The sequence below is a fragment of the Bradyrhizobium sp. AZCC 1693 genome (genome assembly GCF_036924745.1).
Lineage (GTDB): Bacteria > Pseudomonadota > Alphaproteobacteria > Rhizobiales > Xanthobacteraceae > Bradyrhizobium.
Map to the genome: position 1 here is coordinate 5,446,569 of NZ_JAZHSD010000001.1, position 12,021 is coordinate 5,458,589.

At 62.8% G+C, this 12,021-nt stretch carries 11 protein-coding genes; 4 read left to right on the plus strand and 7 right to left on the minus strand.

The window, feature by feature from the left end:
* Position 1: 1 nt before the first annotated feature.
* From V1293_RS25825 to V1293_RS25835, 3 genes are read left to right on the plus strand one after another with little or no spacing between them, the layout of a single operon-like run.
* Positions 2-760, plus strand: coding sequence for an SDR family NAD(P)-dependent oxidoreductase (locus tag V1293_RS25825; protein ID WP_334513311.1), 759 nt, complete (start codon positions 2-4; stop codon positions 758-760).
* Between the two features lies 1 nt (position 761).
* Complete coding sequence (locus V1293_RS25830) at positions 762-1,700, plus strand: alpha/beta hydrolase (RefSeq protein WP_334513313.1); 939 nt, start codon at positions 762-764, stop codon at positions 1,698-1,700.
* Positions 1,697-2,890: an acyl-CoA dehydrogenase family protein gene (locus V1293_RS25835; RefSeq protein WP_334513314.1), complete on the plus strand. Its 1,194-nt coding sequence runs from the start codon at positions 1,697-1,699 to the stop codon at positions 2,888-2,890. Before V1293_RS25830 ends, V1293_RS25835 begins: the two co-directional genes overlap by 4 nt.
* Positions 2,891-3,099: 209 nt before the next feature.
* On the opposite strand, the gene V1293_RS25840 is transcribed toward V1293_RS25835, so the two are convergent.
* The 7 genes from V1293_RS25840 to V1293_RS25870 are packed head-to-tail and all read right to left on the minus strand — an operon-like array spanning position 3,100 to position 11,111.
* A complete protein-coding gene (locus tag V1293_RS25840) occupies positions 3,100-4,260 on the minus strand; it encodes an ABC transporter substrate-binding protein (RefSeq protein WP_334513316.1) in 1,161 nt (386 codons plus the stop codon).
* Positions 4,261-4,292: 32 nt separating this feature from the next.
* Positions 4,293-5,339, minus strand: coding sequence for a branched-chain amino acid ABC transporter permease (locus V1293_RS25845; protein WP_334513317.1), 1,047 nt, complete (start codon positions 5,337-5,339; stop codon positions 4,293-4,295).
* 1 nt (position 5,340) lies between these two features.
* Complete coding sequence (locus V1293_RS25850; protein WP_334513318.1) at positions 5,341-6,213, minus strand: branched-chain amino acid ABC transporter permease; 873 nt, start codon at positions 6,211-6,213, stop codon at positions 5,341-5,343.
* Positions 6,213-8,147: an AMP-dependent synthetase/ligase gene (locus V1293_RS25855; protein WP_334513320.1), complete on the minus strand. Its 1,935-nt coding sequence runs from the start codon at positions 8,145-8,147 to the stop codon at positions 6,213-6,215. The genes V1293_RS25850 and V1293_RS25855 overlap by 1 nt, the downstream gene beginning before the upstream one ends.
* Positions 8,147-8,941: an ABC transporter ATP-binding protein gene (locus V1293_RS25860; protein ID WP_334513322.1), complete on the minus strand. Its 795-nt coding sequence runs from the start codon at positions 8,939-8,941 to the stop codon at positions 8,147-8,149. The genes V1293_RS25855 and V1293_RS25860 overlap by 1 nt, the downstream gene beginning before the upstream one ends.
* A complete protein-coding gene (locus V1293_RS25865) occupies positions 8,938-9,792 on the minus strand; it encodes an ABC transporter ATP-binding protein (RefSeq protein WP_334513323.1) in 855 nt (284 codons plus the stop codon). Before V1293_RS25865 ends, V1293_RS25860 begins: the two co-directional genes overlap by 4 nt.
* A gap of 5 nt (positions 9,793-9,797) precedes the next feature.
* The gene (locus tag V1293_RS25870; RefSeq protein ID WP_334513324.1) at positions 9,798-11,111 is read right to left on the minus strand and encodes a phytoene desaturase family protein; all 1,314 of its coding nucleotides are present in this window, start codon (positions 11,109-11,111) and stop codon (positions 9,798-9,800) included.
* Positions 11,112-11,353: 242 nt separating this feature from the next.
* Between V1293_RS25870 and V1293_RS25875 the strand changes: the two genes are divergently transcribed.
* Positions 11,354-11,989 (plus strand): TetR/AcrR family transcriptional regulator, encoded by a 636-nt coding sequence (locus V1293_RS25875; RefSeq protein ID WP_334513325.1) that lies wholly within the window; start codon positions 11,354-11,356, stop codon positions 11,987-11,989.
* The last annotated feature ends 32 nt before the right edge of the window (positions 11,990-12,021 follow it).

Here is a 12,021-nt window from a genome sequence, read left to right on the forward strand (position 1 = left end):
CGTGCCGGCGCCCGGCACCCGGCCTTTCGGGCGGCTCGACGGCCGCCGCGCCTTCGTCTCGGGTGGGGCGCAGGGCATTGGCGCGGCGATCGTGCGAAGCTTTGCCGATGCCGGCGCGCACGTCGTGATCGCTGATCTCGATCTCGCCAAAGCATCAGATCTCGCCGGGCAGGTCGGGGCGACCGCGGCCCGGCTCGATGTCGGCGACACCTCGGTGGTGCAAGCGATCATATCGCAGCACGGACCGTACGATATCGTCGTCAACAACGCCGGCGTCGATCAGCATGCGTTCTTCACCGACACCACGCCGGAAGATTGGACAAAACTGCTCGCGGTCAATCTGGTCTCGGCTTTTGCATGCACCCACGCCGCGCTCCCGGCGATGCAGGCGGCCGGTTTCGGGCGCATCATCAACATCACCTCGGAAGCCGCGCGTTTGGGCTCGAAGGGCGGCGCGATCTATTCCGCCGCCAAGGGTGGGGTGATCGCCTTTACCAAGAGCATTGCCCGCGAGAACGCCCGCTTTGGAATTACCGCCAATTCCATCGCGCCGGGGCCTATCCGAACACCGATGCTGGAAGCGGCCGTCGCCAAGGGCGGCGACAAGATTTTGCGCGCGATGACCGATGCCACGCTGCTGCGGCGGCTCGGCGAGCCCGAAGAAATCGCTGCCGCCGTATTGTTTCTGGCTTCCGATCAGGCGGCCTATATCACCGGAGAAACCATTGGCGTATCCGGCGGCATGGGATTGGGCGGCTGATATGGCGCGCGCAGGCGACGACATCGCAACGGCACCGGTCGATCTTGCGATCGCGCGCATCCGGGCGGTCTATCGCAGCTGGAATCGCGATACGTCAGTGGCCCAGATGCGTAGCGATTGGGATGCGGCCTTCGGGGGCAGCACCGCCGCAGTGATATGCGAACCCGTCTCCGCTGGTGGCGTCGATGGCGAATGGATATCGCCGGCCAGTACGCCCCTGGATAAGGCCGTTCTCTATTTCCACGGCGGCGGCTTTCGCCTCGGTTCGGTCGCCTCTCACCGCGACCTGATTGCGCAGATCGCATTCGCCAGCGGCTGCCGCGTGCTCGCCATCAACTATCGCCTCGCGCCGGAACATCGTTTCCCTGCTGCGTTGGATGACGCGTTGGCGGCCTGCGGCTGGATGCTCGATCGCGGCCTGAAACCGGATAACATTGCTTTCGCTGGAGATTCCGCCGGTGGCAATCTCGTGCTGTCAGCCATGCTGGCCTTGCGCGAACGCGGGCTTCCACTGCCGGCAGCGGCGGTGCTGATGTCGCCATGGACGGATCTCGCGGCGACCGGCGCGAGTTATGTCAGCCGGTCGGAAGCCGACCCGATCCATCAGCGGCCGATGATCCTGGCATTGGCGAAGAATTATCTGGGCGGGCAGGGCGATCCCTACGATCCGCTGGTATCACCCCTCTATGCCGACCTCGCAGGCTTGCCGCCGCTATTGATCCAGGTCGGCGATCGCGAAACTGTGCTGGACGATTCCGTCATGCTGACGGACCTGGCGCGCGCCGCCGGCGTCGATGTTAGTCTGGAGGTCTGGGACGGCATGATCCATGTTTTCCAGATGTTCGGTGCGGAGCTTCCCGAGGCGCGTCAGGCCATCGCATCGATCGCCGGTTTTCTCAACCGGCACCTTCACATCAAGGCCGAGAGGGCATCATCATGAACGTCAGGCCCGCCGATCCGCGTGCTCACTCCGACAGCGAATTCCATTTCTCGGAGCAGCCGCAATTGTCCGAGGAGCTGCGGATGCTGCGCGAGCAGGTCCGCCGTTTTGTCGAGAAGGAGGTCGTGCCGCATGGCGAGGCGTGGGAGCGCGACGGCAAGATCCCGCGCGAGATCTACCGCCGCATGGGCGCGCTCGGTCTCCTCGGCATGCGCCACGCGGCCGAGTATGGCGGCACCGACATGGGGCCGCTGGCGTCGATGGTGTGGGCGGAGGAGCTTGGGCGCTCGACCTTCGGTGGGTTCACCTCGTCGGTGCTTGTTCATACCGACATGTCGGCGGTCCACATCACGCTGCGCGGCACGCCCGAGCAGAAGCAGAAATATCTGCCCGCGATCATTCGTGGCGAGACGATCTGCTCGATCGCGGTGACCGAGCCCGATGCGGGCTCCGACGTTGCCGGGTTGAAGACGCGGGCACGCCGCGACGGCGACAGCTGGGTGATCAACGGCTCGAAAATGTTCATCACCAATGCGGTCTATGGCGATATCCTGATCGTCGCCGCGCGCACCGATCCCGCCGCCAAGGGCAGCCGTGGCATTTCGCTGTTCATCGTCGAGCGGACGACGCCGGGTATATCGGTCACAAAGCTCGACAAGCATGGCTGGCTTTGCTCCGACACCGCCGAGATCGCCTTCCAGGACGTCCGCATCCCCGCCGGAAATCTCCTGGGCGAGGAAAACCGCGGCTTCTACGGCATCATGGAAACCTTCGAGAACGAGCGGATCTGCATCGGTGGCATCTGCGCCGGCGAATCCGCCAAGGCGATCGAGCTCACCACCAATTATGTGAAAAGCCGTCAGGCGTTCGGCGGCCCCTTATGGAACCAGCAGGCAGTCCGGCTCAAGCTTGCCTCGCTCGCCACCAAGGCCGCCGCCGCCCGGGCGCTGGCCTACCATGCGGCCGAGCTTGTCGAAGCGGGCAAGCCGTGTCCGCGCGAAGTGTCGATGGTGAAGGCGCTGTCGCCGGAGGTGCTGCACGAAGTCGTGCATGGCTGCCTGCAACTGCATGGCGGCAGCGGCTTTATGCGGGGAACGCCGATCGAGCGGATGGTGCGCGATGCCCGCGTGCTGACCATCGGCGGCGGGGCGACGGAAGTCATGCTGGAAGAAGTCGCGAAAAGGATGTGAGTGGTATCGGAAGGGCGAGCTGCGTTCCTTTCTTCCTTCTCCCCTTGTGGGAGAAGGTGGCGCAAAGCGCCGGATGAGGGGTACCTATCCGCCGAGAGGACTTTATGTGAGGAGACAAACCCCTCACCCGTCACGAACGCGCTGTTCGCGCGTCCGTGCCACCCTCTCCCACAAGGGGAGAGGGGGCCACTGCTGTTGCCGTTATCCTCTCAATTCACCGGCTTGAAACTCAGCGTCGAGAACTCGGACTGCATGATCTGCAGCTTCTGGTTCGAGAAGCGAACGCCAGGCCCAAAACTGATCGGCGCCATGATGCCGGTCTCGACGTTTTTGGTCTTTTCCAGTTCCGTGATGGTGCAGGCCCAGGTCGGCTGCTTGCCGCAGCGGTCGATGGCGGCAATCAGGACCTTGGCGGCGGCGTAGCCGGTCATGGAGTAGCGGTTGATGCCCTTCATCTCGGCTTCCGGCAGCAATCCCCTAGCCTTTTCGAGGAAAGCTTTGCCGGCAGCGCCTGCGAACGGCTCGACATAGTCGACCGCGTAGATGCCGTCGCCGGCCGGTCCCATCAGCTTCAGAACCGGCTCGACCCGTCCGGGCCAGAAGATGCCGACCACCGGCTTGATGCTGAGCTTCTCCAGCTCCTTCATCATCGCGATGTTCTCGCCGATGATGCCGCCGGCTAGAAACACTTCGGCGCCGGAATCCTTCAGCTGCAGCATATCCGATGAGAAGTCCTGCTGTCCCTTTTTGTAATTGCCGCTGTAGACCACGTTGAGCTTCTTGGCCTTGACCACGCTATCGAAGCCGTCACGCACCGTGATGCCGTAGTCGTCGTCCTGCGTGATCAGGCCCCACTTCTTGCCGGGGTTCTTGTCGGCGAGATAGTTGACGAGGTGGATGATGCCTTCCTCATAGGATTGCCCGACCACGAACACGTTCTTGCGCGGCGGCTCCCAGAGGAATTTGACCGGAGCCACGTCGATCACGGTGGGGATACCAGCTTTCTCCAGTAGGGGCATCACGGCGATGGACTGTCCCGAGCCGGAGATGCCGAGCAGGGCAAACGCCTTGTCGACGTCGGTCACCTTCTTGACGCCCTGGATGGTACGGGCGGTGACGTAACCGTCGTCTTCCAGCACATATTTGATCTTGCGGCCATTGATGCCGCCGGCGGCATTGGCTTCCGCAATCGCGATCTTGTGGCCGATCGATGCGGCGACGCCAAGCAGCGCCGGCGGGCCGGTCAGGGGTTCGACGTCGCCGATCACGATCTCGGTGTCGGTGATACCGGGGTCGGCGGCCAGCGCTGTGCCGGTCGAGAGATACGCGCCCGCGAGCAACAGCGATGCGGTCGCCAGATACTTGATCATCGTTTCCTCCTCCTGTTCGATTGCTTTTCTGGTTAGTAACGAAGCGGCCAGTTCACCCACATCCGCCCGATGTCGTGCCAGGCGCCGACCAGGCCGCGCGGCTGGAAGCGCAGGAACAGGATGATGACGAGGCCGTAGAGCATGCTCTTGAGCTCCTGCGCGCCGGTCGTGAACGTCGCGTCGATCTGCGCGCTGAACAGGCTGAAGACGAACCGCGTCGCTTCCGGCAGCAGCACGATCAGGATGGTGCCGAGCACGGCGCCGAGTGCCGAGCCCAGCCCGCCGACGATCAGGATCGCCAACGCCTCGATCGAGAGCAGGAACGGGAAACCTTCGACGCTGACGAAGGACAGGTAGATGCCGTACAGCGCGCCGGAGAGACCGGTGATGAAGGCCGAGGTAACGAAGGCGAACAGCTTGTAGGCGTGCAGATTGATACCCATGACGCGGGCGGCGGTGTCGTTGTCGCGGATCGCGACAAAGGCGCGGCCGACGCGGCTGCGGCGGATGTTGAGCGTGGCAAACAGCGTGAGAACGGCAAAGCCGAGGCAAAGATAGGTAAAGGTGGCGTCGCTGTCGAAGCTGAGGCCGAAAATCTCCGGCCGTTGCACCGAAATGCCGCGGGCGCCGTTGGTCAGCCACCGCGCTTCGACGATCACGGTGTTGATGATGAAGGAGAACGCCAGCGTCGTGATCGCGAGGTAAAGTCCCTTCAGCCGCAGTGACGGCGCGCCGACGATGAGGCTGGCGAGCGCCGGCACCACGCCTGCGCCCAGGAAGCCAATCAGCGGATGCATGTGATATTTGGAAACCAGCACCGCATAGGCGTAGGCACCGGTGACGAGGAAGCCGACATGGCCGAGCGAGATCAGGCCGGTGTAACCGGTCAGGATGTTCAGCCCCAATGTGCCGACGACCGTGATCAGGATGATCATCAGGAACGACAGAGCATAGGAGTTCAGTACAAAAGGTGCTGCGATCAGGCAGGCGACCAGCAGCGCCGACCACAGCCATACCGGCGGGGAATCGACGAGTGTAACGAGCTCGCCGTAGGTCTGTTTGAAATCGCCGGTGCGCATCCTAAACCCTCTCGATGTCGCGTTCGCCGAAGATGCCGAACGGGCGGATCATCAGCACCACGATGATCATCGCAAAGCCCGCGACCTCCTTCATGCCGGAGCCGAGATAGCCGCCGGCGAGATTCTCGGTGATGCCGATCAGGAGGCCGCCGAGGCCGGATCCAAGCACAGCGTCGAGGCCGCCGAGGATGGTGGCCGGAAACGCCTTCAGCCCGAGCTGGAACATCGCCGGCGACAGGTCGTAGGACAGGGCAAAGAACACGCCGCCGATCCCGGCGATCACGGAGGAGGCCGCCCAGGCCAGCGCATGGACCTTGGTGGCGCTGATGCCCATCAGGAGTGCGGTACGATCGTCGGCGGCCACCGCGCGCATTGCGACGCCGATCTTGCTGTAGCGGAAGAACGCCCAGATCGCCGCCAGCAGCGCGAGAAGTGTGACGATGACCGCAATCTGCCCGGTCCGCACGCCGATCGTGCCGATCCGCACGATGGTGCGGCCGAAGCCGACATCGAGGCCGTGCGGATAGGCATCCCAGATGAAATTGATCGACGAGCGCAGGATGACTGCCAGGCCGATGGTCACCATCACGGTCGCGAAGACCGGCTCGCCCAGCATCGGCCGCATCACCACGCGCTCGATGACGAGGCCGAGCACGACGGCAGCGAGGATGGCGCCGAGCGCCACCACGAACACATTGCCGCTGACCGTGGTCGAGATGGTCCAGGCGATATAGGCCGTGATCATGGTCATTTCGCCCTGTGCGAAATTGACCAGGCCGGTGGATTTGTAGATCACCGCAAAGCCCATCGCGATCAGGCCATAGATGGCGCCGATCGCTAGGCCGGATATCAGTAGCTGGATCAGATACTGCATCAGCTTTCTACCTGGTAGATAATGGCGAGTTCCCGTGCGAATTTCTTCTCGATCATGGCGCGGCGCACCTTTTGCGTGGCGGTCAGTTCGCCGTCGTCATGGTCGAGCTCCTTTTCGAGGATGGCGAAACGCCGGATGTTCTCGACGCGGGCAAAGCGCTTGTTGGTATCGTTGACGATGCGCTCGACCAGGTTATGCACTTCAGGCAATTGCGACAGCGACTTGTAATTGGTGTAGGCGAGGGCCTTGTCGCGCGCCCAGCGGCCGACATTGTCGAAATCGACCTGGATGATCGCGCCGAGGTATCTCTTGGCCTCGCCGACCACGATCGCTTCCTTGATGAACTCGGAGTCCTTCAGCGCGTTCTCGATCTCGGAAGGCGCGATGTTCTTGCCGCCGGCGGTGATGATGATCGCCTTCTTGCGATCGACCACGGTGATCTCGCCATTGTCCAGCACCTCGACAATGTCGCCGGTGCGCAGCCAGCCCGCGGAATCGAGCGTGGCGGTCGACGCCTTCTCGTCGAGGAAATAGCCTTTGAAGACGCCGGGATTGCGCAGCAGGATCTCGCCGTCGCTGTCGAGCTTCCATTCGGTGTGGAGCAGGGGGAGGCCGCAGCCGCCGAGCCGGTGATGACTTTCGGTCTGGATGAAGGCGACGCCGCCGCTTTCGGTCAGCCCATAGCCCTGCGACACCGGGCGGCCGACGATGTCGAAGAAGCGCAGCGTCTCCGGCGAGATCGAGGCGCCGGCGCAGAGGCGGTGGCGGCTGCGCGCGAGCCCGAGATGGCGCTGGATGTTGCGGAACAGTAGCACGTACAGCAGCGCATAGCCGAGGCGATCGAGCCTGCTCGTGGTCCCGTTCTGCCGGCGGTCCGATAGTTTGCGGCCCCAGGCCATGCAGGCTTTGACAAAACGCTGGCGTAGTCGGCCGCTCTCGCCGAGCCGGAACAGAAAGCCCTGCTGCAGCTTTTCGTAGATGCGGGGAACGCCGACGAAGAACGTCGGTGCGATTTCTCGGATATTGAGCGCGACGGTGTCGATCGACTCCGCAAAACTGACGGCGCCGCCGAGCACCAGATGCGTTACCTCGCCATAGCAGCGCTCGGCGACGTGGCACAGCGGCAAATAGCTCACCGCTTCGAACGGCTTGTCGGCGATCCCGACGGCTTCGGCGTAGATGTAGGCGGCATAGACCAGATTGCGGTGGGTCAGCATCGCGCCCTTGGGCGGGCCGGTCGTGCCTGAAGTATAGACCAGGATGGAGAGGTCGTCGGGCGAGGCCTGCGAAATCAGGCGATCGAGCGTCGCATTGGCGTCGGGATTTTCGAGCACATAGGCCTTGCCGCGCTGGCATAACGCGTCGAACGACATCAGTTGCGATTGCCGGTACTGCCGCAGGCCTTTCATGTCGATGCAAACGACGGCCTCCAGCGCTGGCAGGCCGTCATTGTTGGCCAGCGCGTCCAACACCTTGTCAGTCTGTTCCTGGTCGCCTGATATGACCACCCGCGCGCCGGAATGGCGGACGATGTATTGCAGTTCGACCCAGGGATTGGTCGGATAGATGCCGACCGCGACCGCGCCGATCATCTGGACGCCGAGATCGGCATAAAACCATTCCGGCGTATTCTCTCCGGCGATGGCGACGCGGTCACCCGCCTTGATGCCGAGCGCGAGCAGGCCGAGGGCCACCGAACGGGCGGTCTCGTAATAATGGCTCCACGAATACGGATTCCAGATGCCGTATTCCTTCTCACGCAGCGCGAGCTTGTCGCCATGCATGGCGGCGCGCTGGCGCAGCAGTTGCGGAATGGTAATCGCGGCGGTCTTGAGCGCGGTGCGCAGCGATCCGGCATCGTGTACGGATGACTTTGGCGCCAGACTTGATGACGTCGCCGGATGCTCGGTTCGCAGGCTTTCGATCACCGACATCACGCGCCCACCTCGGCTGCGGCTTCCGCGCGATGACCGCCGAGATAGGCTTCCGTGACGGCCGGATCGCGCCGCACTTCCGCGGGCGTACCTTCGGCGATCTTGCGGCCGAAATTCAGGACATGAACGCGGTCGGAAATGTCCATCACGATCCGCATCTCGTGCTCGATCATCAATACGGTGATCCCAAGCTGGTCGCGGATATCGAGCACGAAGCGGGCGATGTCCTCGGTCTCTTCCTGGTTCATGCCCGATACCATTTCGTCGAGTAGCAGCAATTTGGGCTCGCAAGCGAGCGCCCGCGCCAGTTCGACGCGCTTCTGCTGGCCGTAGGACAGTGTGCCGACGATGGCGTCGCGGATGTGCTCGATCTCGAGGAATTCAACGATGTGCTCGACCCGCTGGCGGGCCTCGATCTCTTCGCGGCGGGTTCGGCCGAAGAAGATCACAGCATCGAGCACGTTGGAGCGAAGATGGGTGTGCCGGCCGGTCAGGATGTTCTCGACCACGGTGCCGTGCTTGAACAGCGCCAGGTTCTGAAACGTCCGTCCGATCCCGAGCGCGGCGAACCGCGACGGCGAGACGGTCGCAAGATTGATGCCGTCGAACAGGATGCGGCCGCCGGTTGGCCGCAGTACGCCGGAGATCATGTTGAACAGCGTGGTCTTGCCGGCGCCGTTGGGGCCGATCACGCTGCAGATTTCGCCTGAGGTCACGTCGAGGCTGACATCGGCAACTGCCTGCAGGCCGCCGAAACGCTTGCTGAGGGTTTTGACACTGAGCAGGGCGGTCACGACAGCCACCGCTTGCGCCGCTTGTAATGCTTGACGTCGCGCAGGCTTTTGCGCCCAGATCCGGAAACGCCGAGATAAAACTCCTGCACGTCCTCGTTCGACGCCAGCTTTTGCGCCGTGCCGTCGAGCACGACCCGCCCGGTTTCCAGAATGTAGGCGTAGTCGGCGATATCGAGGGCGCGCTGGGCGTTCTGTTCGACCAGCAGCACCGTCATCTTCATCTCGTCGCGCAGCTTTGCGATCACCTCATAGATCCGGTCGATGATGAGGGGCGCGAGCCCAAGCGAGGGCTCATCGAGGGCCAGCAGCACAGGATCGGTCATTAAGGCGCGCCCGATCGCGAGCATCTGCTGCTCGCCGCCGGACATATAGCCTGCGATCTGATCGCGGCGTTCGAACAGGCGCGGGAAAAGCGCGAACACTTTTTCGCGCCGCTCGCGGGCTTCCGCTGCGGTCTTGGTGTAGCCGCCCATCTGCAGGTTTTCGTCGATGGTCAGCGCCGGAAATACGCGGCGGCCTTCGGGCACCTGCACGATGCCGCGCCGAACCAGTTCATCGGGTGCGAGATGATGGACTTCTTCGTTGCGGAGGCGGATGGCGCCGTTCTCGATCACGCCTTCCTCGGTGTAGAGAATGCCTGACATCGCCTTCAGCAACGTCGATTTGCCGGCGCCGTTGGAGCCGAGCAGGGCGACGATGCCACCTTCGGGAACCGCAATGCTGACATCGCGGATCGCCTCGATGGCCTTGTCGTAGACGACGCGGATGTTGCGGAATTCGAGCAGGCATGCCGGATCGGGCGCTGTCTGCGCGCCGCTGAGATTCACTTGCGTCGGGATTTTTGTCGGCATCGCGTTCAGGCCCGGCCCGGCTGCGGCATGCGCGGCCGCTGCGCCAGGATCGCGTCGGTGACGATTTTTGCGGTTTCGGCGCAGGCTTGGGTGCCGCCATTGCCATATTGCTTGACGGCGTCGCCGACGCACCACAGGCCATCGATACCGGTCTCTCGCGGCAGGTCATAACCGGCGCAGCTGCGCTGGGCCGGCCAGTCGTCGCGCATGACGCGGATCGAAAGGATCTTGGCCTGGGCAAAGTTCGGGAACTGCTCGCGCAAATCCGTCAGCGCCAGTTCGACTTCGGCCTCGGAGTCGAAATCGCCGAGCGCCGGAATCGGCACGGCGTAGGCGACATAGAGATGCCAGCCTGACGGAGCGAGTTCTGGGCAGGTCGCGGTGAGGTTGGCCATGTTGCACAGCCGCCGTGTCTTGCCGAAGGTGATGATGCCGGGATGGGAGATCAGTGGCTCCCGGCTGGCGATATTGATGACGATATTGGCGGCGGGCTTGAGCCCGCTATGCAGCTGCTCGACATAGGCGGGCGGGAAGGCGGCTTCGCCGCCGAGCGCGACGGTGGTCTTGGGGCCGGCATTGCTGATGACGAGATCGGTCTCGATCCGCACCCGTTGGCCATCGAGCACGACGGTGACACCGTCGACGCGGCCGTCGGTCGTATGAATCTGCACCGCAGGGGTCGACAGCCAGATATCGCCATTGCGCTTGATGGCGGTTGCGAGCGCATTCCAGACGCCGATCGTGCCTTGCGGGCAGAATCCAAAACGCTTGAAGGCGCCCTTGCTGGTGAAATAGGTCAGGAAGGCGCGCGCGGGCAACTCATTGGCGTTGCAGGCGAAGATCGCCGCGCAGAGGTTACGGAAGATCGCATGCACCGAGGCATTGCCAGTGTAGGTCTTGAGCCAGTCCTCGGTCGATTGCCGGCCGTCGGGAAGGTTGCCGGAACGAGCGTCGGCGAATTTCTCCAGGATGCGTGAGGCCTGCTTGGTCAGTTGGCCGAGCAGCAGCGACCAGCCGCCGCGGCCGACATCGATCAGCTTGCCGTCGATGAAGAAGGAACTGGCGGGTTCTGGGGTGCGGATATCGAGCGGCGCGCCGACAGTATTGAAGGTCTCCTCGAATACCCCGCCAAGTTCGATGGCGATGGCGCCGATATTGACCGTAAAGCCGTCGATCTGCTCGGTCGAGGCGCGTCCACCGACCCGGTCCTTGTCGTCGACGACGAGGGTATGAAACCCGGCATGGGCGAGCCGCGCGGCGGCGCAAAGCCCGCCGGCGCCGGCCCCGATCACGACAGCATCAGCACGAACAACCGTCATTCCACCTCCCAAAAAGCGCTGCACGGTTGATCCGGGCTGTTCTTGATCTAGATTAGTGTATTATAATCCGACTGGCCGTTCAAATAATTTTTTGCGATAAGGGCGATATGGTCGATCGGCCGCAGGCCCGGGCTGAACCGGCGGGTGGACGAAGCGTCGATACCTGAAAAAAGGGCTGCTGAATCAGCTAAGCACGCCCTTGGGAATACGAGCTAAAGCTGAATGGAAGCGGGCAATATTCGATGGCGCGAACACGCTCTGAAAATTACGACGGCATCCACCTCGGCATTCTGACCAATGCCGCCCGGTTGTTTTCCGCCCAGGGTTATATGCGCGCCTCGATCGCCGACCTTGCGGACGCCTGCAAGCTGTCGCGCGGCGCGCTCTATCATTATTTCGACTCCAAGGAAGCGATCCTGTTCGCGATCCTTGACGCTCATATCCGGGAAATGATCGAGCATGTCGAAACCGCCGTCGCGGCCGGCGGCCCGACGCTGACACAGTTTCAAAACGTCATTCGTGCGATCGTCGAGGTCAACGCCAAATCGCCGCATGAGCAGCGCGTGTTGATTCACGATCTCTCATTCCTGAATGAGGATGAGCAGCGGGCCATCAAGGATCTTGAGCGGCAGCTGGTCGATATCGTCGCCGATCTTCTGCTCAGGCTCGACGCCGAAGGCAGGATCGTCAAACGTACCAAGAAGATCTATACGATGATCCTGTTCGGTATCATCAACTTCACCTACACTTGGTACGACCCCAAGGGCGCGATCGGTCCGCAGGAATTCGCCGATATGGCGGTCGAATTGTTCTTGCACGGCTTCGCGCCGTGTGAGGCTACGAAATCTGCGATCACCAACAGCCGTACGAACGTCTAGGCTAGGCCGCAGACCGTCAGCAGTTGCCCCGT

Bases quoted from the DNA above. Each gene is read 5' to 3' on its own strand.
- V1293_RS25830 (WP_334513313.1), top strand. From the start codon at position 762: ATGGCGCGCGCAGGCGACGACATCGCAACGGCACCGGTCGATCTTGCG.
- V1293_RS25835 (WP_334513314.1), top strand. From the start codon at position 1,697: ATGAACGTCAGGCCCGCCGATCCGCGTGCTCACTCCGACAGCGAATTC.
- V1293_RS25840 (WP_334513316.1), bottom strand. From the start codon at position 4,260: ATGATCAAGTATCTGGCGACCGCATCGCTGTTGCTCGCGGGCGCGTAT.
- V1293_RS25845 (WP_334513317.1), bottom strand. From the start codon at position 5,339: ATGCGCACCGGCGATTTCAAACAGACCTACGGCGAGCTCGTTACACTC.
- V1293_RS25850 (WP_334513318.1), bottom strand. From the start codon at position 6,213: ATGCAGTATCTGATCCAGCTACTGATATCCGGCCTAGCGATCGGCGCC.
- V1293_RS25855 (WP_334513320.1), bottom strand. From the start codon at position 8,147: ATGTCGGTGATCGAAAGCCTGCGAACCGAGCATCCGGCGACGTCATCA.
- V1293_RS25865 (WP_334513323.1), bottom strand. From the start codon at position 9,792: ATGCCGACAAAAATCCCGACGCAAGTGAATCTCAGCGGCGCGCAGACA.
- V1293_RS25870 (WP_334513324.1), bottom strand. From the start codon at position 11,111: ATGACGGTTGTTCGTGCTGATGCTGTCGTGATCGGGGCCGGCGCCGGC.
- V1293_RS25875 (WP_334513325.1), top strand. From the start codon at position 11,354: ATGGCGCGAACACGCTCTGAAAATTACGACGGCATCCACCTCGGCATT.